A 19985-nucleotide genomic window follows, 5' to 3' on the forward strand; every position below is an offset into this window, starting at 1 on the left:
AGGTCTGGAAATGGAATTGATGGTTGTTAATGATGTAATGTTGGGCAAGAGTGGTCAAACCATTCTTACTGGTCCCCTTCTTCTAAAAGACCTTTTTAGGCGAAGCGAGATTCAACAAGCATTCGGACAGCGTGTGGTTTTAGTAAGCAGCAGTGGTGAGCGGGTGCTTGCTCCTGTTTATGGTATCTCTGTTAGTCAAGCAATGTCAGGTAGTTGGCAGGTGAGCTTGTGTGTTGACTACCCAAGGCTACAAGATACGGTGGCCCTGAATTCTTTGGTTTTTAGCGAGTAATGGCGATGGGCTATAACCCGGCGAAAGCATCGTGGGGCAAGCCGTGCGTGGGGCAAAATCGACAAGGCACAGATCGCTTCTGACGCATTTGGCAATGCACTGGGGGACTTCATCGCGAGCGCCAACGGGCAGGGCACTGCTGGTTCGACCGGCCAGCAGGAAGATCGCTGGGGCGACTTCATCTTGCGGAATCAGCCATCGTGGGACACGCGCGCTGCAGCCTACGACCAGATTAGAGGCGTTCAGCCAGCCCGGCGGCAATCGGTCTGCCGGCGTCCAGCTTGCGGCAGGCTCTGGCTGCGCTCGACCAACTCGCGCTTGAGCGCCTCGCTATGAACGCGTCGTCGCGGTTTGGCTGTGCGCTCGGCTACGGACTCTATCTCTGCGGACATGATGTGCATGATCGGTCTTGATGCACACCATCGCGGCGCACATGATCACGCAAGCATGCCGGTCGCCGTCCGTTCAGGAAAGATGGGTGGTGAGAGCGCGCTTACCCTGGACAACGCGAATTGCAAGCTTCTCACGAGCCGATCTACACGGCCATCTATGCCGCCCCGCGCGGCGGATTGCGCAAGGAGCTTGTGGCGCTGCTGCGCCAGGGACGCGGCGCGCGCAAACCCCGTACCCGGGGAGAAGACAGGCGTGGCGCGCTGCAGGACATGGTCAGCATTCATGTGCGCCCGCCCGAGGCCAACGATCGCCTGCTGCCCGGGCACTGGGAGGGGGATTTGATCAAGGGCGCACTCAACCGCTCGGCCGTGGGCACCTTGGTGTGCCGCAAGACCTTGTTCGTGATGCTGGTCAAGATGGACGGGGCTACGGCCCTGGATGCGCTCAAAGGCTACGAACAGGCCTTCTCGCCGCTGGACGAAGCCCTGCGCCAGACGCTGACCTACGACCAGGGCAAGGAGATGGCCTTGCACAAGCGGCTTGCCGAGAGCACTGGACTGAAGATCTATTTTGCGGATCCTCACAGTCCTTGGCAGTGCGGCATCAGCGAGAACACCAACGGCCTGATCAGGCAGTACCTGCCCAAGGGGACCGATCTGAGCGTGCACTCCCAACGTCAACTGGACCACATCGCCTGGAGCTTGAACACTCGTCCGCGCAAGACCTTGGGCTTTCGTACTCCGGCTCAGGTCCTCTTCGAGGACTGCTTCAACCAGAATGTCGACATCCAACCCATCGTTGCACTTGGGATTTGAGACCGCCCTGCGATAAAGGCGTTGCTGAGCTACTTTTGCAAAAGTATTAGCACATATCGATCAGGTGGCACATTGAGTTCATCGGCTTCGGTGGCGCAATGGATTGCCCGTCTGACGAGGGAGGAAGACTCGAAGTATTATTGAGGTATTGGGCTCGGAATGGATGGATTTTATTTCGAAGGCGAGTGAGGAAATTCCCTTCAATACCGAGCTGCGGAGTAATAGAGGAGAAATTTGAATGCAAGCTTTGAGCGTCCTTGCCGATGCATTGGGGGCAGAATCGCTGCAGCGAAGGGGCAGAGTTCGGGCGGGCCGGGGCGGATTGGCACAGACGAGCGCGCCACGATCATGGGGTACTTCGCCGACGGGCCGGGCGATGGAATTCCGCGAGTCAACGGATTCATCTTCTCGCAGGATGCGGCATCTCGACGCGCAGGCATCAACCCGGTGGGTTGCCAACCTATGTCGGCAGCGACGACCCAGCCTTTGGGGTGATGAGGTGATTCTCATCCGTGGGCTACTAGGAATGGCTACCAATCATCCGAATTTTGGAGTGCAGTGAATGTCGTTCGATCAATTGATCTCTTCCGGCCTAACCGCCAGCCAAGCTGATGACAGCGCGCAGGCCATCAGATTCTTCCAACAAGCCAGTGCTGCCGAGCCAGATGTGGGATTACCCCAATTTCTTCTTGGTGCTGAGTACGTAGCCTTAGGTGACATGGATCAGGCCGAGGCTGCGTTCGCCAATGCTGTCCGGCTTGCACCGGATTTTCCCTTGGCCCGGTATCAACTGGGGCTCTTGCAGTTCAGTTCAGGCCGTGCAGCCGTAGGTCTGCTGACCTGGCAACCCCTGCTTGAGTTGCCTGAATCCGATCCATTGCCTCACTTTGTCAATGGCTTCGCTGCGCTTGTGCAGGATCAGTTTGTGGAAGCACTGGCCTTCTACGAACAAGGGATTCAGCGCAACACGAGCAATCCAGCACTCTCCGCTGACATCGAAAAGGTGATGGAGGGGATTCGCATTGCGATGGCTCAGAACGACGGCGAGGCGGTTGTACTCTCTGAGTCAGAGGTAGGCGAAGACGATGCTGTCGATGCCAGCATTCATGTGTTTCTGGCCAACTATCAGCAGAACGGACCAAAGCATTGAGTGAGTCGAAAGCCAGTAGTCTTTCGCGCGATCGCCATGTCCCCGCGGCTGGCTGTCATTGCGCCCCGCGACCATGATTGATCCATCGACCCAATTGGCGGCGATGATTCGTGCGCAGTTTGCGGCGCAGTTTCGCGCGCAGACCAAGTCGCAAGAGCATGGTGGGGAGGCAGGCGAGATGGCTGCTGCTCGGCGCAAGATAGCCAGTGGTTCCAGGAGCACCGCTAGCGGGGTGGGCGGTCGGAGCGCTGCAGATGTTCAAGTAGACGCAACACCGAATGCCCAGGATGCCCGTCTTCAGCAGTTGGTCGCGCTGCGCGTCCGTGCGCTGTCGCCAGACGATCCGCAGCGCGAGCGCAAGGCGTTTCGATTGTTTCTCGAGTCGGTGCTGATTCAGTCGTTCGGGCGCGACCGGCTCGATGAGCGGGGCTTCGATCAGATGGTCGATACCGTTCTGCAGCGGATGGAGAGTGACCCTGAGCTTCAGGCAGCTTTGCGGGAGGCTGGTGGCTTGTTGTTGTCTGAGGCACAGCAGACAGGGACCAAGGCCACGCCGCGCTGAAACGAACGCTGCGAGTTGCAACAGGCTAGTTCGAGGCGTAGCGACTATTTGGTTGACCGGCCTCAGAACGAACGGGCCGACGCTGGCATCGCTTTCGTGTTCGACCAGTGAGGCACGGCCTCGGCCCTAGGCGTCTTTGGGCGGCACTGGTGCAGACTCTTCAGCAAACATCTGCCCCATGTCTCCGCCCAGCGGTGCAGTCCGTCCTCCGAGCAGCCGTCGCGCGAGCCGCTGCAGGTCGTTCGCATCCTTGACGTCACCGGAGAGCAGCGCCTGCGCATAGCGGCCCGAGACGTTGCTTTTGTCGAGGCGCAATGCCAACTCTGCATGTTCCTGCGCTTGCTCGCGTTTCGATTGCATCGCCAGCACCACCGCAAGTCCGCCGTGGCTTTCGGCGAAATTGCGATCGAGCTCGAGCGCGGCTTCAAAACTGGCGTGTGCCTCGGCCAACTGACCCGAGAGGATCTGGGTCCAGCCCAGGCCGTGCCAGGTGCCGATGTGCTCTCCCATGACGGCCAACGCACGCTGGAACGCATCCATCGCGCCTCGGAGATCGTTGCCCAGCAACGCTGCAAAGCCCTTGGTCGACAAGGCCCGCCCGTCGCCCGGATGCCGCTGCAGGGCCGCATCAGCGAAATTGCCGGCCTGTTCGGCATCGCGCGCGGCCAGCGCGAGTGATGCCTGAGCCACGAGGGTTTCTGTCGGCCGATCGTTCGGACTCCCATCTGCGAGGCTCAGCGCAGCCCATCGCCGTGCTGCCGCGAAATCTTCCGCGTCGATGGCGATGAGGCTGGCGACGCCGGCGGCTTGCGGATCGATGCGCCCCTTCTGTTCGGCGTCGACGGACCACGCCATGGCACGGTCGAACTGCCCCTCGCGATGCAATGCCCGGAGCCACAGTTGCTGCAATGCGCGGACTGCGACGGATGGCTGTGTGCCATCGACGCTCGCAGGATCGCTCGCTTTTGACGACTGTGCTTCGAGGACGGGTGCGAGCCGCTCGATGCAGTCGGCGAGGCGGTCGCGCTTCAGGTCGATATAGGCGAGGTTGTGCAGCAGCACGTCCCTGAAGCCGGGAGGTGGGTTGGGCACGGCATTCAGTGAATCCAGCACTGTGAGGGCCTGCTCATAGTCCTGCTGGGCAAGCCAAAAGTCGCCTTCGCGCAGTTGCCAGGCCAGGGCATCGAGCTGCAGTGCTTGGGCATGCTTCAGATGAAACTCGGCACGCCCCCATTCACCACAAGCCAGCGCAGTCTCGAAGGCGTCGATCAGCAGGGCATTGTTGCGCGGGTCCTGGCGCAGAAAACCTTCGAGCCGTTCCAGGCGCTGGCGTGCGGCAACCACGCGCGGATGGTCGGGCTGTGAAGCAGGGGTTGCCGAGGGCGTTGAGGTGATTTCGGTCATGGCGAATGATGGATGAAGACAGTGAAGCAGTCGGGGCGACAAAAAGGGCGGTGTATTCACCAAGAGACATCGATGCGGGTGTCGGTCGCGAGCAGCTCTCGCAATCGCAACAGCGCCTGCCGGTGCAGTTGGGACACACGGCCACGGGTAACGTTCATCATCGCCGCGATCTCGTTAAATGGCACTTCCTGCAGGTAGTGGTGGCGGATCACGAGGCGCTGCTGTTCGCTCAACTGGCCGACCAGGCTGCGCAGGACGGTGCGCAACTGGTCGATCTCGGATTTGCGAAAGTAACTCACCTCGGGTGAGGGCGACTGCATCTCGTTGCCATCGAAGGCCTGAGCGTCGACCATGCCCGTATCTTCGAGCATGACGCCCAGCGCAAGGCCGATGCCAACTTCGGCCAGATAGCGAAACAGCTTGTCGTTGCCGCGCGATGCGCCTGGAGAAGCCGATTCGGACCCGTCGCCGGCTTCATCCTCGGCGACGGCTGCCGCCGCAGCCTCCTTCACTGCTTCGAGGCGCTCCCGGCGCAGACGCATCTGAAGGCTGATCTGCTGGTTCTTTTCGGTGAAGTTCACTAGGCCGTTGAGTACCGCGCCCTGCACGCGCTTGGCAGCAAAGGTCTTGAACTGGGCGCCTTGGCTCGGGTCGTAGCGGTCCACGGCCTCGACCAACCCGACGCGCGCAAACTGCAGGTAGTCGGCGAACTCGACTTCGTCATGGGTGCGCCGGCCGTAGAGCGTGGCGGCCATCATCCGGGCGTAGGGCAGGTAGTGGGTGATGAGCTGTTCGCGTGCTTCGATGTCGCCTCGGTCACGCCAGAGCCGCCACAGGGGCAACGAGTCATCGGTGAGGGGCGTTGCGGTGGTGACCGTTGCGAAGTCTTCAGCATCCGCATCCTGGCCGCCATGCCCGGACGCCGCTGGTGGCGGCGTCAGCGACGGAAGTGCGCGTGCGGAACCGAAGCGAGGCATGGGGCAGACGTACGGGGAGCGCGCGCCCGTCAGTGGAAGCTGCCAACCAGTGCCTTGAGCACCAGGCTCCAGCCATCCACCAGGATGAACATCAGCACCTTGAGCGGCAGCGCAACCGTGGTCGGCGGCATCATCATCATGCCGAGCGCCATGAGCACGCTCGAGACGATCAGGTCGATCAACAAGAAGGGCAGGAAGATCACGAAGCCGATCTGGAAAGCGGCGCGCAACTCCGACAGCATGAAGGCCGGAATCAGCTGCACGTTGCCGATGTCGTCCATGGTGCGCGGTATGGGGGCTTTCGACAGTTCGACCATCAGCGCAAGGTCGGCTTCGCGCGTTTGCCGCACCATGAATTCGCGCAGCGGCGCAATGCCCTTCTTGTAGCCGTCTTCCATGGAGAGTTTGCCGGACATGAAAGGCTCGAAAGCGTCCTGGTTCACCTTCTGCAGCACGGGCGACATGGTGAACAGGGTCAGGAAGAGCGCGAGGCCAATCAGCACGGTGTTGGGTGGTGTCTCATTCATGCCGATCGCGTGCCGCAGCATCGATAGGACGACGATGGTGCGCAAGAAGCTCGTCAGGCACACGAGCAAGGCGGGCAGGATGGCCAGTACCGTAAGACCCAGCACCACGCGCAGCGCCTGGGCGGTTTCTGTGGCCGGCGTGATCGAGGACGCGTTCGCGGTGCCTGACACGGCGGGTGGTGGCAGGGCGCCGGAGCTGCCGGACGACCGGGCGCGAGCGGTGGGAGGGGCCGCGGTTGCGGGAAGCGTTGCGGCGGGCGCTGTAGATGGAGCGACCGCGGGGCTGGCAGCTGCGGGCGAAGGTATCGGCGCCAATTGTTCTGGTGGCGCGCTCGGTGTCACCGGCACGGAGGGCTGCTCGACGGCCGGTGCCGGACTCGACGCAGGCGTTGCTTCGGGTTGCACGGACGTTTCCGAGGGGGCCTGGGCCAGGGCGAGCGTGCCGGGGCCGAGAAGTATCCAGGCCAGCATCGCGAGGACGAGCATGGGAAGCCAGCGTCGGACCATGCCAAGGCCGTCAGTAATGGTGAGAACGCGAGGCTTCATTGCGCGCGGGTTTCCTGCGACGCAGATGTCTCCACCGGCTGGCCGCCCGCCACGGCTTCGGAAAGCAATTGAACTGCCTGATCGGTGCAGCCCAACAGCAATTGCCGGTTGTTCCACTCGATCACATGCAGGCTGTGGCGGGGTGTGAGGCGCGTGCTCGCAATGCGTCGGATCTCGCGCGGTGCACCGGGCTCGGCCAACTGCGTCCACCTTCCGAGCCATGCGCCCGTTACGGCCGCGCCCTTGTCGCGCCGTCGAACCATCACAAAGCCCCAGGCGGCTAAGCCGCCGATGCACACTGCTGCGAGCCACCAACGCACGCTGATTTCGTCATCGACGTTGCTGCTGTCGGTATCGCGCTTGACGGGAATTCCCGGCGGCAGGCTGCCAACGGACGTCGTTCTGTTGTTCACATCCGGCACACCGGAAGTGGGCGGGGTCTGAGCCCAGGCACCCGATGCCGCGCCGAGCAGCAAGGCCGCGAAGCCGAGGCCAAGCCATCCGTTGCGAAATGTGTTCGCTCGGCAGGAGAGGGCCGCCTGTTGCCGCAAAGCCAGCATCCTCAGCGTCCCGTTCCGAGGCCCAGTGCCATGGGCAGTTCGGTGATCCGCACCGCGAAGTGACCATCCACGGCCACCAGCTGGCCGCGGGCCACGACCTTGCCTTCGATAGTGAGATCCACGAGCTGCTCGATACCGCGGTCGAGCTTCAATACCTGGTGCTCCTTGGCGCTGAGCAACTCACCCACGGTCAGGGTCGCTTCGCCAACGCACACCTGCAGCTTGGCCTTGATCTGATGCAAGGGGTTCCAGTCCTTGAGGATGGGCTCCCCATTGGACGGATCAGCCGCATCGTGGCTGTCGGCGCCGGCATGCAGGTCGGGCAGGGCGATGATCTGCGCGGTCGGGGCGCGATGGTCCAGGCGCGGATCGGCTGAGGCCGACGTGCTACCGGTGCGGCCAGCGGCCGCAATGCCTTCCATGGCTTGTGTCATGATTTTCTTTCCTTGGATGAAGAGGTGCCCGGCCCCAGGCCGGTGATGGGGAGGGCAGGCGAGGCCAGTTCGATCGCCATCCGGTCTTCGCTGCGGCCGAGCCAGCCGTCGCAGACGGTGCTGCCATCGAGACCAACGACTTGCGCTGGCGCATCGAGACGGTGTGCGAGCGGCACCACGTCGTTGATCTGCAGGCCCTGCAGTTGGCCGAGGTTGAGTTCTGCGCCGTCGAGCAGCACACGCAGGGTCACCCGCTCGCCTGTCAGTACGCGATCGAGGGGCTCTTTAGGTGTGGGAGCATCGTGCGGACTTGGCGCTGTCGTCTCGAGGGGCCCCACCAATGCGGTGACGGCATCGTGGGGCAGCACCAGCGTCCACATGCCGCCGCACCACGGCCAATGCACTTGCAGGGCGCCCGACCAAGCGTGCGAGCCCGCCCCCACTCCCGGGCTCATCGGTGCGTGCTGGTGCGTGAGCGCGAAGCCGCCGAGCGCCTTGCCCAGCCGCTGAAGCCAGTCGTTCCAGGCAGCAAGCGCGATGCCGTCGGCGATGCGCGGGATTGAGGCTCCGGCTGGGCGGGGCAATCCGTTGTCGCCCCCGAACAGGGCGTTTGCGATGAAGGCAACGGGTTCAGCATGTGGCGCGCCGGAGGCAGTCGGTGGCGAAGACGCACGGCGTGATGCGGGTGCAAACGACCAGCGCACCTCATCCTCGTCGCTCGGGGTTATCACCGCATCGCCAATCACCATCTTTGATTCGCTCACGCCCCCGTCATGCGCCGGCAGCCATTCGGCGGTCCAGTCCTGGTGCAGTGCGACCATGCGCGCTTGCAGTTTCTCCCGGGCCGAGGCTGGCCAACTGCGCAGCGGGCGTGCTCGCAGCATCGACACGCTGGCGTCCAGCAGCGGCGACGCAGTGGGGCTTGGTGCAATGGCGTTCATTTGCCCTTCATGGAGAACAGTTGCTGCAGCATCTCGTTCGCGGTCGAGATGACCTGCGAGCTCGCCTGGTAGCCGCGTTGCATGATCACGAGGTCGCTGAACTCCTGCGACAGGTCGACGTTGGAGATCTCCACACGCCCGGAGACAACATTCCCGAACGCACCCTCTCCTGCCCGGCCGAAATGCCAGGCGTCTTTGTTGAGCACGTCGAACTGGTTGTTGCCAAGCGAAGTCACCGCGTCGGGAGAGTCAAAGCGCGCGAGCGCCAACTGCGGACCTTTGATCTTCTGACCGTTGCTGTAGCTCATCTGAAGCATGCCGTCGTCGTCGAAGCTTGTGCTGCTCAACGTGCCGGGGCTGATACCGTCCTGGGTCTTCATCGAGAGCGTCGTGGTTCCCGAGAGAAACGCGACGTCGGTACTGAAGTCCAGGGTCAGCTGTGAAGGCGGTCTGCCTACGGGCGCGTAGGTCATGGCCAGCTTCGAGGTTTCTGGGGTCGGCTTGCCGTCCACGAATGCCAACTGCCCGGTGGACATCACGGTTGAGCCTTCCAGGAGCTCGACCTTGACGGTCATGCGGGTCCCCGTCTGGGTGATCGAAGAGAAACGAAGAATCAGCGCGTGGGATGCGCCTGTCGCGTCAACGACGTTGATGCCTTCGATGGACTGCGAGGCGTTGTCGACCGGCGAAGAGTTGAGAATGCCCGAGAACTTGAGTTGCGTGGTGGGGCGGCCCAGGTTCATCATCTGCCCGGCCAGCGTGATCGGCACGAACTCGCCGCTCTCGCCCATGGCCATGACTTTCTCTCCGCCAGTCCGGTTGACAAGCGTGCCATCGGTATCGAACTTGAACTGGCCCGCCCGCGTGTAGCTGATCTTGCCCTCCGCGTTCTGCAGCACGAACAGGCCTTGGCCATCGACCGCCATGTCGAGTTCGTTGCCGGTCTGCCGCAATTCGCCCTGTTTGAACGAGAGCGTCGTGCCTGCTGTGTTGACGCCGAAGCCAAGCTGGTTTTCGCCCCGGCCCGCCGCGCCGCCACTGAGGTTGCCGCCGGTGTAAAAAAGGTCGGCGAACTGCGGGCTCGAGCTCTTGAAGCCCGGCGTGTTGAGGTTGGCCGTGTTGTTGGCGATGACCCGAAGGCCGCGCGAATAGCCCAGGAGGCCTGTCATTCCGACATAGATGGATTCAAGCATGGGATCTCCCTTTTTTCAGGTGTCGGCTCAGCGAACCGATGTGATCTGGCTCAGCGAGATGTTGGTCAATACGGCTCCGGCCGTGGTTCGCACGCTGATCTGGGGGGCCGCGCCCGAGAGCGACAACGCGCTCACCGTGCCGCTTGCCGTCCCGGTCGCGGTGGTGATGTCCACGGTCTTTCCGATGAGGCCCACCGACTGCAGCGCAGCCTGGTTGGTGATCAGGGTCTCGATCTTGGTGTTGAGCTGTTGGGTCTGCTCAAGGTTGGTGAACTGCGCCATCTGGGCCATGAACTGCTGGTTGTCCATGGGCTTGAGTGGATCCTGATAGGTCAACTGGGTCAGGAGGATCTTTAGGAAGTCCTCCATGCCCAGGCTGCTGGATCGCAGGTTGGTTCCTGCGGAGGCGCTCACTGTGTCGATGGCCATGGGATCTCCTTGGAAGCGGGTAGATGAGGAAAGTCGTTGCGCGAAGCACCGCGCGGGAAGAAATCGCCCGAACGCCAGACCAGCTCGCCATTGCAGACGACCTGGTGAAGCTGCCGGCCTTGCAGTGCCTGGGCGCGCTGGAGGTCGAGCACGAGCCGAGGCAGTAGTGCCGCCAGGGCCTGGTCATCGGCCCGCATCGCGATCCATATTGCCTGGCCCGACGGCATCGACTCCTCGTGGATGCGCACAGGGGCTTGGCTGTTCGGGCTCTCGAAGGCCGCGTGCCAGGTCTGGCTCTCGGGGGGCTCGTTGGGCTGAGGCTCTAGGGGCGTGTAGCTGGCCGTTGAGTGTTCGAGCCTTGCCAGGCGGGCACCTGTGGCGGAAGGCAGAAGCGGGCCCAGCTGGAGGGGCGACTCGAGCGTGGTTGTCGATGCAGGGTCGCGCGCGACCCCATGACTGGGTGATCGTGAAGCGATGCCGTCGGGCTGCACGGACGCGACGAACGGCGCGAGTGGAGCTTGAACGCCAGGGCGTGGCCAGGCGAGGGAGGCTTGTGACAACACCAACGGGGACGCTACCGATGGGGTCGCCGCGGCTCCGTGAATCGTCTTCGCAGAGGCGAGGCTGTGTCGGCGCTCGAGGCGTTGATCTTGAGTGCTGTTGCTATCCCGGTCGCGCCCTTGTGCATGCGGCTTTCCCTTGAACCAATGGGCCAACTGCGCGCGTTCCATCTCGCGCTGCCATGCCAGTTGTCGATGCGCGTCGTCGCTGCCTGCGGAGGCTGCGGATCTGCCCTCACGTGCAGAACGCTGTTCGACCGAGGGCAGCGTGGAGCCTGCTTCTGGAATGGTCATGGCCGCGGTTCCTTGGGACCAAAACCGGCAGCGCTGCGCGCCAGCCAGTCGCGGTCCTGTTCATTCGCGAGGCGCCGTCGCACGTCGTCGGCGAAGTCGGTCAGCGCGTCTTGCTTGTGTTTTTCCAGCCCGTCCTGCCGCATTTGCCGGTCGATACAGTCGCGGCGCTGTTGGTCGCGAGCGAGACGTTGTGCATCGCGCTCGGCTTCGAGTTGCTTCGCGCGCTCGCGCAAGTGCGTGAGGTAGGCCAGGGCGCGGCGGTGCGCGCCCGCATCGAGCCGGCGCAACGCGGCTTCCGAGAGTGCGCGGGCCTGGGTGTCGTGGGCCTCGCGCAACTCCGACAGTCGGGCCTCGGTTTCGTCGAGGAGTCGCTGGGCCTGGGCCAGCGCCGCCAGCGCTGCATCCAGTTGCCAACGTCGACGTTGTCGAAGGGGCTCCAGCGCATAGGCGAAGCCGCGAATGTCGACATCCTTCACGGCAGCAACGTTGGCCGAGGCGGTCGCGTTCATGGTCTCCCCTTGGGCAGGCCCTGCGCAGGCACGGCGGGCTGGGACGCGGGCGCCATTGGCCGAGCCAGCAGCTCGTGCAACCTCCGGATCGCCTCAGCATGCGAGATCCCGCCCTTGTCCTGCCGCAGCCAAGCCATCAGCCCAGGTTCGAGTGCGATCGCCCGATCCAGTTCGGGGTTCGTACCCTTTTCGTAGGCTCCGATGTCGATCATCTGTCGGTTGCGTTCCAACACTGCGAGGTGCTGTACCGCTGAAGCGGCGAGCTGACGCTGCTGTTCGTTCGCTAGCTCGGGCATCAGCCGACTGACGCTCTTGAGCACATCGATGGCCGGGTAGTGGCCACGATGCGCGAGTTGGCGAGTGAGTACGACGTGGCCGTCGAGGATGGCACGCAGCGCATCGGACACGGGCTCGTTGAAATCGTCACCCTCCACCAGCACGGTGAGCAGCGCAGTGATCGATCCACCACCGGGCGCAGTGCCGCAGCGCTCACAGAGTTCGGGTAGCTCGGCGAACACCGACGGTGTGTAGCCGCGTGCGGTAGGCGGCTCGCCCGCCGACAGGCCGACCTCACGTCGGGCCATCGCGAAGCGTGTGATCGAGTCCATCGTCAGGACCACGTTGCGGCCGTCGTCGCGAAAGTGCTCCGCGATGGCGAGCGCCGCGTAGGCCGCACGCAGGCGTGCGAGCGCCGGTTGGTCAGATGTCGCGACCACCACAACCGAACGGGCCAGGCCCTGTTGTCCCAACTGGTTCTCGATGAATTCACGCACCTCGCGGCCACGCTCTCCAATCAGCGCGATCACGTTGACACTGCCGCGCGGGTCCTGGTCGGGGCCTTGCGCCTTGGTGTGGCGCGCGAGCAGGCCGAGCAACGTGCTCTTGCCGACACCACTGCCGGCGAAGATACCTATGCGCTGGCCTTGTCCCAGCGTGAGCAGTCCATCGATGCTGCGGATGCCGGTCTCGAGAATGCGCCGGATCGGCGGACGTTGCATCGGATTGATCGGAGTGGCCTTGAGCGGGCGGCGCTCTGTGACCGCTGGTGCAGGCTGCCCGTCGAGCGGGGTGCCGAAACCGTCGATCACCCGGCCCAGCAATGCCGGGCCGACGCCGATGAGCGATTCGCGGCCGAGCGCACGCACTTCGCAGCCTGCGGCAATGCCGTCGAGCGGGCCGTAGGGCATGAGGGTGACGCGCCCTGGCTTGAGCCCGACCACCTCGGCGAGCACGCCGTCGGTGCCGTCCGTGTCATGGCCTGCACTGCCGTCGCGCAGGGCGATTCGGCAGAGTTCACCCACTGCAGCGTCGGGCCCCTGCGCGTCGATGGCTAGGCCCTGCATTTCCATGACCCGGCCGATGCGGTGCCGCAGGTCGGTGGCCTGCAGTGTCTGACGTGAAAGGGCGAGGGCGTTCATAGCGTCAACGTTCTTGCGGAGTGCTGGTCGCGGCCGCACGTGCTGACGCACGCGACTGGGCCAACAACTGGGCCAGTGTGCGCAGTTGCGTCTCGAGTCGAGCATCAAGGCCGCCCTGAGGTGACTGGAGGATGCAGCCGCCGAGCGCGACGGCGGGGTCGGCGATCCATTGCACGCCATCGTTTCCGATGTCCGGCGAAGTTCCAGCCGCACCGCGCAGCGTCGCGAGATCATCGGGGTGGAGGTGCACGGCCACCAGCGCCCGGCTGTGCAAGCCTTCGCGTGCGTGGGCGACTTGTGCCCGAATGCCTTCGGCGGTCGCCGCGTGGGAGCCCAGCACGCGGCAGACCGATTCGAAACACAGGGCCAGCAGATCGTCCTCGGCCGCGTCGATACGGGTGTGAATTTGTGCGGGCAATGCGGAGAGTAGGGCGTCGATGCGCTGCAGGCGAGATTGCAGAGCCGCCTGGTCTTTCTGTTGGTGGTCCTGCATCTGCTTCTGAGCTTGCGCCTCGAGGTCCTGCAGTTTCTTTTGCAGCGCCTGATCTGCGCGCAAGGCGGCGTCGCGCGCTTCCTCCACGGCCTTGGCACGGCCCTGTGCAAGGCCGTCTTCGAAGCCCTGGCGCTGCGCTTCGGGATCACCTCGCGCCGCCGGTGGAGTTGCGATTGAAGATAGAGGCGATATTGCCTGGGCAGGTGCGACCGTCGGTGCCGCTGGGCGAACAGGCTCGTTTGCCGCTGGGCGAGCGAGAGGGGGCCGGGGACGAGCAAGCGCAACCTGCCCGTGCACCGCGATGTCCCGCAAGACAGTGGTGCCGGAAGCCGGGCCGTTCGGACGTTCGCTCATCGGTGAGCTCCACCTGGCCGGCGGCGAGCATCCAGCCATTGACGCAGCGATCGACCCAATGACGGCCGACGCGCGATGTCCCGGGGATGTGGGGATTCGAGCGTCTGTTCGCGCAGCCTGCTGGCCGTGGAGGCGATCAGCGCAGCACGCAACGCAGGTGGGGTGGTCACGTGAGGCGAGTGCTCGGCGAGCGCCGCCTCGACACGGCGCCGCTGCACGGGCTCCAGGGCTTGCAGCAGCGTGGCGTGCCAAGACCAGGTGCCTGCGCGCAGCAAGGCAGCCACGAGGCCGGCAGGTTCGCCCTGCAGCTGTTTGACCAGCATCTCCACGCGTGCGGCGCTCAGCTGTTGCAACATGGCCTCGTCGGACATCGGGGTTTCAAGCCAGGCGTCGTCGATACGGTGCGCGGCAGCGGTCGCCGCGGACGCGGCATGGGCTGTGGCTTCGGCGACCAGGCCTGGATCGCGCTCGATCCCGAGGGCTTCGAGTTCGGCGAGCAGTGCGGTGAGCGGCTGGCGCTGAGCGGGAGGCAGGGCGTCGAGCACCCATTCGCGATCCGCTTGCGCCATCGCGTGAAGCAGCAGCGCGGCATGGCGTGCGCCACCGGACTCGGCCGCGTCGACGCCCGGGAGCAATGAGCCTGACATGGCAATGCCGGGGGTCATCCCGGACGCCTCCCGGCGCCAGTGGCCGCGAGGTCCACACCAGCGGTGGGTGGCTGGTGCAGCCAGCCGCGTACGCGCTGCAATGCAGCGGCGCGTTCAGAATCCGACAACGGGGGCGGATCGCGACGGTCGAGGAGGGGAGACGATCGCTTGCCCATGCGCAGAACGAGCAGAACCAGCAAGCCGATCACCACGGCGGCCGCGAGCCAGCGCAGCAGTTCGGGGCCCTTGTCTTCGGTGGGGGCGACAGCAGTCGGCGTGTCTTCGCCATGGGATGCAAGCGAAGCTGCGGCTGCTGCCGGCTCGGCCGCTTGCACCGCCCCAGCAGTCATCGACTGGACGACCACCGTGTCACCGCGCTCCAGCGAGGCGCCGACAGCGGCAGCGATCAGCTTGCGCAACTGGTCCTCTTGGGTCGCGTCGAGTGCCTTGCGGACCACCGCGACCACTTGCACGCGACGGATCGAGCCGGGCTGGCTGACTACCTGCTCGACACGCCGGCCCACGGCATACTCGACGTCGCGTTGCGCGCTGCCGCCACGTGGACCGCTGCTGTCGCTGACGCGTGTGTCAAGCGTGGAGCCGCCATCGCGCAGCGTCTCGCGTTCGCGCACTACCACGCCCGTCGATTGCAGGCCAGCGCGGCTTGCGGCCGGCAGCACGTCCTCGGTTGTCGTGCGGATCTGATCCATGTTGAGCGTCACGTCCACGCTCGCCAGCGCCTGCCCCGGCCCGAAGCTGCGGTCGAGAACGGCCCCCACCTTGCGTGCCAGGTAGGCCTCGGTGTCGCGCTTGAGGTCGAGCCGCGCACTCGTCGCCTCGCCGTCGGCATGGCCCGCATCATGCCGGGTCAGCGCGATGCCGTGGCTGTCGACGATGGTCACGTCCTGCACCGCCATGCCTGGCACGGCTGCAGCCACCAGGCGCTGCACGCCCAGTACCTGTTCCGGTCGCAGGGCCTGGCCCTGGCGCAGGTTGAGGGTGATCGATGCCGTGGCTTTCGATGTTGCCTGCTTGAACAGCCCCTGCTCAGGCAATGCGAGCAGCACCCGCACCTCGCGCACTTCGGCCAGCGATTGGATGGTGCGGGTCAGCTCGCCCTGGAGTGCGCGCTGGTAGTTGATCTTCTGCGCGAACTCGGTCATGCCGAAGTCGGTGTTGTTGAAGAGCTCGAGGCCCACCGCGCCCTGCAGCGGAAGCTCCTTGCCCATGAGCTTGATGCGCGTGGCATGTACCGTGTTCTTGTCGACCAGGATCGAGGTCCCGGCATCGCCGAGGCGATACGGAATCTTCTGGCGTTCTAGCTCAGTGGTCATCGCCTGGGCGTCCTGCGGCTTGAGGTCCGCGAACAGCACCTGGTACTCGGTATGAAAGATCCACCAGGCCGCACCGGCCGTGGCGATCGCGATGAGCACGACGCCTGCCACCAGGCCGGCGCGCGCGCGCTGCGTGAGTCCCCGCCAGTGGTTCATATCGGCATCTTCATGATGTCCTGATACGCCTCGAGCAGGCGGCTACGCACCTGCATCATCAGCTGGAAGGACAGACGGCTCTCCTCGAGACCGATCATGACCTGGTGCAGGTTCTGCGCATCGCCAAGGGCGAGCTTCTGCAGGTCGACCTGGCTCGAGACCAACTGGCCGTTGACCTTGGTCAGGCCGTCAGCGACAAGTTGGCCGAACGAACCGTCGGCGGAGGTGGAGGAGGCGAGCGATGCGGTTGCCGCAGATGGTGCGGCGTTGACCAGCGACTGCGCCTGCGTAGCCATGGCGCGTGCTTGCGGCGACAGCGCGGCCAGTGCCTCGACGGGAAGAAATTCGCTCATGAACCGCTCCCGATGTCGAGTGCACGCAGGGCGAGCGTGCGGCTGGTGTTCATCGCCGAGACGTTGGCTTCATAGGCCCGGGTGGCACTCATCAGGCTTACCATTTCGGTGGCGGCGTCCACGCCGGTGTAGGCCACGAAGCCGCGTGCATCCGCCATCGGATGACCCGGCTCGTACACCATGCGCGGCCCGGTCTGCGACGCCACGACCTGCACCATGGGGGTGGCGCCTGCAGTGGGGCCTACGGTGCCATCGAGGGCCTGTTCAACCAGTGCGCCGAAGGCCCCGGCCATCGCATTGCTGCCCGCTTCGGCAGACAGCGGCTGTGCTTGCGCGATCACGCGCAGCGGTCGATAGCTCGCGCCGCCTGCGCCCTGCACCGTGTTGGCATTGGCGAGGTTCAGCGCCGCCACGTCCACGCGTGTGCGCTCGATGCTCATGCCGATCGCGCTGATCGCAAAGGATTGGTTGTAGTCCATGGTCATTTCCTGCCGTCGCCGGCTGCCATTGCCAGAATGGAGAGGTGGCGCGACAAGCCCTTGACCAGGGCTTGGTAGTGCACCGCGTTGCGTGCCATGTCGGCGGCCTGTGCATCGAGCTTCACTGTCTCTGGCAGACCCGAGGCGTCGAGTGCGGGCTCGAGATGCGGCCTCACCTGGCCGAGCGCGAAGGTGTCAAGACGGCCGGTCTGGGCCATGCTGCGGCGTGCATCGGCCAGTTGCGCATCGAAGCTGACGCGCTGGGGCACGTAGTCGAGCACATTGGCGTTGGCGATGTTGTTCGCGATCGCCTGCTGGCGCAGGCTTGCCGCATCAAGCGCGAGCGCCAGCGCCGAACGGGTCACGGCTTCGATTCCATCGGTCATTCGGGTCTCCGGACGGTGTTCCTGAAAGTCTTGCGATTGGGGGAGGTAGGCATGGATGTGCTCACTGGACGATCAATTCGCCGTGCAGCGCGCCTGCGGCTTTGACTGCACGCAGGATCGAGATCACATCGCGGGTGCTGGTCTTGAGTCGCGAGAGCGACTGCACCAGGTCGGACACGGTGTTGGCGCCGGTCACGAAGCCGGGGCCGTTGGGCTCGTCGACGTCGATGCGGGTGTTGGTGACGATCGCTGTGCGGATGTCCGGGCCACCGCCCCAGACGCCATAGGGTTGCGAGGCGGTGTTCTGGTTCGAGATTGCGATCTTGATGTCGCCGTGCGAGATCGCGACCTTGGAGATACGTACATCGCCGCCCGACACCACGGTGCCCGTGCGTTCGTTGATCACCACCTTGGCGCGGCGGTCGGGTTCGACCATCACGTTCTCGATGCGGGTGAACAGGCCCACCAGTTCGTCGCGCTGCGATGGCGGCACCGCGATCTCGATGCCGGAGGCGTCGCGCGCTTTGGCGATACGTCCGCCGAGTTGGCTGTTGATCGCGGTGGCCACACGACTGGCGGTGGTGAAGTCAGGCTCGGTAAGCACGAAGGTCACGTTCTGCCGTTCGTCGAGCATCGCGGCGCGGACACCGACCTCCACCGTCGCACCGTTGGGGATCGCACCGGCGGTCGGGTGGTTTTTTTGCACCACGTTGCCATTGGCGTCGTAGCGATAGCCGCCGACGGTAAGACCGCCCTGGGCCAATGCGTAGACGCGGCCGTTCGCAGCCTTGAGTGGCGTGGTCAACAGCGTGCCGCCGACCAGGCTGCGCGCATCACCTGCGGAGCTCACCGTCACGTCCAGCGCATCACCCTCCCGCGCGAAGGTCGGCAGTGTGGCGCTGACCATGACGACGGCGACGTTGCGACTTTGAACTTGTTCGGGTGCGATCGTCAGGTTGAACTGCGACAGGACGTTGGCCAGCGACTGGCGCGTGGTTCGATTGGATGGCGAGTCGCCCGTGCCAGCCAAGCCGGTGACGATGCCTGTGCCAAACAGGGCGTTATCGCGCCAGCCCTGGAGCTTGCCGAGGTCCTTGACGCGGATCGCGTCCGTAGCCATTGCCGGCGCGGTGCCCGCGCACAGTGCGCTGACCACCAGCACCGCCTGCAGCAGGTGCACCGCGGTCGCGTGCAAGGTTGTTCGCATGTCGGTCATCAGAACCCCAGCCAATCGAAGACGCGACGCCATCCGCTGCGTCGAGCGCGGTCGGACACGTCGCCTTCGCCCACATAGGTGATGCGCGCGTCCGCGAGTCGTGTAGAAAGGACGACGTTTCCATCGGAGATGTCTTGCGGTCGCACGCGACCTTCGAGATTCACTTTTTGCAGCTCCTCGTTGACGGTTAGCAACTGCTCGCCGGCCACGCGCAGCTCCTTGTTGGGCAGCACTTCCAGCACGGTGACTGTCAGCGTAGCCAGCAGCTTGTTGGCGCGCTGCGTGCGTCCACCGCCATCGAACTCGCCGGTGACGCCAATGCCCAGCTGGCCGACGGTGCGGTTGCCGGTCTGGGTGACCGAGCCGTTGATGTCGTTTGCACGGCGCGTGCCGGTGTTGGCGCTGGTGGTGGCCGACGAGTTTTCGAACACCTGGACGGTGAGCGAGTCTCCAACCCGGAATGCCTTGTTGTCGGCGGTCAGAGGACGGAAGCTGCCTTCCTGGTAAAGACTCTCGGCGAGCGTGGCCGAAGTCGAAAGGAGCAGGACGCAAGCGCTCAAGCACATCGCGAAAGCATGCATGGAAAGGGCCGAGCGGCGTGGAAGGTGAATCATGGTTGCACCTCTACCTGGCCCGGGCCCGTAACGCGCGCAAGCACCTCGCCGCTGCCGCCGGGCACCTTGACGCGCACGAACTGACCCTTACGGCCATCCTGCAGCACTTCGACCCGGCTTTCGACGGTGACATCGCCGCTGCGCGCGAGCAACTGCGCCCAGTTGCCACGCGCGACGGCAGGCATCGACTCCAGATGTGCAGCGGTCAGTACCTCGCCGGGCTTGAGCGGGCGGCGCAGGCGTTGGCCGGAGGCTTCAAGTGAGTTCTGCGCGGGACCAGAGGCTTTGACTGGTGCACTGGGCCGCAAGGCGGTCAGATCAACTTCTCGCGATGCGGTGGCGCCGCGCAGCGTCACGGCATCGACGGTCGCGCCGCTGTCGAGCCGTGTCGAGGCCACCGTGACCGGGGCCCATGCGCTTACATCGAAGCTCACGGCAGTGGCACGCACGAAGCGGTCATCGACCCAGGCCTCAACCCAGACCAGCATGCGCCGTTGTGGCGTCGCGCCGGCGGGCAGCGGTCGCACACGCAGCACCGGCGTGCCAGCTGGCAGCGTGAGGTCGCGCACGGTTGAGGCGATCTGTACCTCGGCCCGGGTACTGCGTTGCGAGAGCCAGTTTTCCAGCGCCAAGCGTGCGGCGTCGGCAATCACATCGCCCGGCAGTTGCTGGGCTGCGCTCTCGATCACCGTCTCGGAGGCGCCGGTCCAATGCAGAACTGCAGCGGCGTCGAGCTCGGAAGAAGCCAGGCTGCCTCGGGCCTGGATCCGGCGCTCGAGCGTGTCGCGGTCAAGCAGCACTGGCGAACCGGGGCGCGGCGCGGTACCGAGAGGCAACATCATCAACCGTCGCAAGGTGGGAAGGTCGCGTGTTGTGAGGTAGGCCACATCGCCGAGTCGGACCTGACCCTGAGGAACCTGGACCGCAGGGCGCAACTCGATGGACACCG

23 protein-coding genes and 1 pseudogene are annotated in these 19985 nt (G+C 64.6%); 4 read left to right on the forward strand and 20 right to left on the reverse strand.

The window, feature by feature from the left end; all coding sequences use genetic code 11:
- The first annotated feature begins 10 nt into the window (after nt 1-10).
- From AC07XP_RS00010 to AC07XP_RS00025, 4 genes and pseudogenes are all read left to right on the forward strand, one after another.
- The gene (locus tag AC07XP_RS00010; protein ID WP_495263374.1) at nt 11-292 is read left to right on the forward strand and encodes a hypothetical protein; all 282 of its coding nucleotides are present in this window, start codon (nt 11-13) and stop codon (nt 290-292) included.
- 497 nt (nt 293-789) lie between these two features.
- Nucleotides 790-1500: pseudogene (locus AC07XP_RS00015) on the forward strand (IS30 family transposase); the annotation flags it as partial.
- A gap of 562 nt (nt 1501-2062) precedes the next feature.
- Nucleotides 2063-2650 carry a hypothetical protein gene (locus tag AC07XP_RS00020; protein WP_495263375.1) on the forward strand — a complete coding sequence of 196 codons (588 nt, stop codon included), beginning with the start codon at nt 2063-2065 and terminating at the stop codon, nt 2648-2650.
- 73 nt (nt 2651-2723) lie between these two features.
- Nucleotides 2724-3212, forward strand: a complete 489-nt coding sequence (locus AC07XP_RS00025) for a hypothetical protein (protein ID WP_495263376.1) — start codon at nt 2724-2726, stop codon at nt 3210-3212.
- 126 nt (nt 3213-3338) lie between these two features.
- Here AC07XP_RS00025 and AC07XP_RS00030 read toward each other — a convergent pair whose 3' ends face one another.
- From AC07XP_RS00030 to flgA, 20 genes are all read right to left on the reverse strand, one after another.
- Nucleotides 3339-4616 carry a tetratricopeptide repeat protein gene (locus tag AC07XP_RS00030; protein ID WP_495263377.1) on the reverse strand — a complete coding sequence of 426 codons (1278 nt, stop codon included), beginning with the start codon at nt 4614-4616 and terminating at the stop codon, nt 3339-3341.
- 56 nt (nt 4617-4672) lie between these two features.
- A complete protein-coding gene (locus AC07XP_RS00035) occupies nt 4673-5593 on the reverse strand; it encodes a sigma-70 family RNA polymerase sigma factor (RefSeq protein WP_495263378.1) in 921 nt (306 codons plus the stop codon).
- A gap of 29 nt (nt 5594-5622) precedes the next feature.
- Nucleotides 5623-6606 (reverse strand): flagellar type III secretion system pore protein FliP, encoded by a 984-nt coding sequence (gene fliP / locus AC07XP_RS00040; protein WP_495263379.1) that lies wholly within the window; start codon nt 6604-6606, stop codon nt 5623-5625.
- 56 nt (nt 6607-6662) lie between these two features.
- On the reverse strand, nt 6663-7226 hold the full coding sequence (locus tag AC07XP_RS00045) for a flagellar biosynthetic protein FliO (RefSeq protein ID WP_495263380.1): 564 nt from the start codon (nt 7224-7226) through the stop codon (nt 6663-6665).
- Nucleotides 7227-7228: 2 nt separating this feature from the next.
- The gene (locus AC07XP_RS00050) at nt 7229-7660 is read right to left on the reverse strand and encodes a FliM/FliN family flagellar motor switch protein (RefSeq protein WP_495263381.1); all 432 of its coding nucleotides are present in this window, start codon (nt 7658-7660) and stop codon (nt 7229-7231) included.
- Nucleotides 7657-8601 (reverse strand): FliM/FliN family flagellar motor C-terminal domain-containing protein, encoded by a 945-nt coding sequence (locus AC07XP_RS00055; protein WP_495263382.1) that lies wholly within the window; start codon nt 8599-8601, stop codon nt 7657-7659. Before AC07XP_RS00055 ends, AC07XP_RS00050 begins: the two co-directional genes overlap by 4 nt.
- Nucleotides 8598-9794, reverse strand: coding sequence for a flagellar hook protein FlgE (locus AC07XP_RS00060; RefSeq protein ID WP_495263383.1), 1197 nt, complete (start codon nt 9792-9794; stop codon nt 8598-8600). The genes AC07XP_RS00055 and AC07XP_RS00060 overlap by 4 nt, the downstream gene beginning before the upstream one ends.
- A gap of 27 nt (nt 9795-9821) precedes the next feature.
- On the reverse strand, nt 9822-10223 hold the full coding sequence (locus AC07XP_RS00065; protein WP_390342948.1) for a flagellar hook assembly protein FlgD: 402 nt from the start codon (nt 10221-10223) through the stop codon (nt 9822-9824).
- Entirely contained in the window at nt 10205-11077 is an 873-nt protein-coding gene (locus AC07XP_RS00070; protein ID WP_495263384.1) for a hypothetical protein, read from the reverse strand. The genes AC07XP_RS00065 and AC07XP_RS00070 overlap by 19 nt, the downstream gene beginning before the upstream one ends.
- Nucleotides 11074-11586: a hypothetical protein gene (locus AC07XP_RS00075; protein WP_495263385.1), complete on the reverse strand. Its 513-nt coding sequence runs from the start codon at nt 11584-11586 to the stop codon at nt 11074-11076. Before AC07XP_RS00075 ends, AC07XP_RS00070 begins: the two co-directional genes overlap by 4 nt.
- On the reverse strand, nt 11583-13004 hold the full coding sequence (locus tag AC07XP_RS00080; RefSeq protein WP_495263386.1) for a FliI/YscN family ATPase: 1422 nt from the start codon (nt 13002-13004) through the stop codon (nt 11583-11585). Before AC07XP_RS00080 ends, AC07XP_RS00075 begins: the two co-directional genes overlap by 4 nt.
- 4 nt (nt 13005-13008) lie before the next feature.
- Nucleotides 13009-13851 carry a FliH/SctL family protein gene (locus AC07XP_RS00085; protein ID WP_495263387.1) on the reverse strand — a complete coding sequence of 281 codons (843 nt, stop codon included), beginning with the start codon at nt 13849-13851 and terminating at the stop codon, nt 13009-13011.
- Nucleotides 13848-14516 (reverse strand): hypothetical protein, encoded by a 669-nt coding sequence (locus AC07XP_RS00090; RefSeq protein WP_495263388.1) that lies wholly within the window; start codon nt 14514-14516, stop codon nt 13848-13850. The genes AC07XP_RS00085 and AC07XP_RS00090 overlap by 4 nt, the downstream gene beginning before the upstream one ends.
- Nucleotides 14513-15988 (reverse strand): flagellar basal-body MS-ring/collar protein FliF, encoded by a 1476-nt coding sequence (fliF, locus tag AC07XP_RS00095; RefSeq protein ID WP_495263389.1) that lies wholly within the window; start codon nt 15986-15988, stop codon nt 14513-14515. Before fliF ends, AC07XP_RS00090 begins: the two co-directional genes overlap by 4 nt.
- Nucleotides 15985-16341, reverse strand: coding sequence for a flagellar hook-basal body complex protein FliE (gene fliE, locus AC07XP_RS00100; RefSeq protein WP_495263390.1), 357 nt, complete (start codon nt 16339-16341; stop codon nt 15985-15987). The genes fliF and fliE overlap by 4 nt, the downstream gene beginning before the upstream one ends.
- Nucleotides 16338-16820, reverse strand: coding sequence for a flagellar basal body rod protein FlgC (gene flgC / locus AC07XP_RS00105; RefSeq protein WP_495263391.1), 483 nt, complete (start codon nt 16818-16820; stop codon nt 16338-16340). The genes fliE and flgC overlap by 4 nt, the downstream gene beginning before the upstream one ends.
- 2 nt (nt 16821-16822) lie before the next feature.
- Complete coding sequence (locus tag AC07XP_RS00110; RefSeq protein ID WP_390342965.1) at nt 16823-17206, reverse strand: flagellar basal body protein; 384 nt, start codon at nt 17204-17206, stop codon at nt 16823-16825.
- Nucleotides 17207-17267: 61 nt separating this feature from the next.
- Nucleotides 17268-18422 carry a flagellar basal body P-ring protein FlgI gene (locus AC07XP_RS00115; protein ID WP_495263392.1) on the reverse strand — a complete coding sequence of 385 codons (1155 nt, stop codon included), beginning with the start codon at nt 18420-18422 and terminating at the stop codon, nt 17268-17270.
- Nucleotides 18422-19036: a flagellar basal body L-ring protein FlgH gene (locus AC07XP_RS00120; RefSeq protein WP_495263393.1), complete on the reverse strand. Its 615-nt coding sequence runs from the start codon at nt 19034-19036 to the stop codon at nt 18422-18424. The genes AC07XP_RS00115 and AC07XP_RS00120 overlap by 1 nt, the downstream gene beginning before the upstream one ends.
- Nucleotides 19033-19983, reverse strand: coding sequence for a flagellar basal body P-ring formation chaperone FlgA (gene flgA, locus AC07XP_RS00125; protein WP_495263394.1), 951 nt, complete (start codon nt 19981-19983; stop codon nt 19033-19035). The genes AC07XP_RS00120 and flgA overlap by 4 nt, the downstream gene beginning before the upstream one ends.
- Between the last annotated feature and the right edge of the window lie 2 nt (nt 19984-19985).

This window comes from Variovorax sp. GW531-E2 (assembly GCF_059423125.1).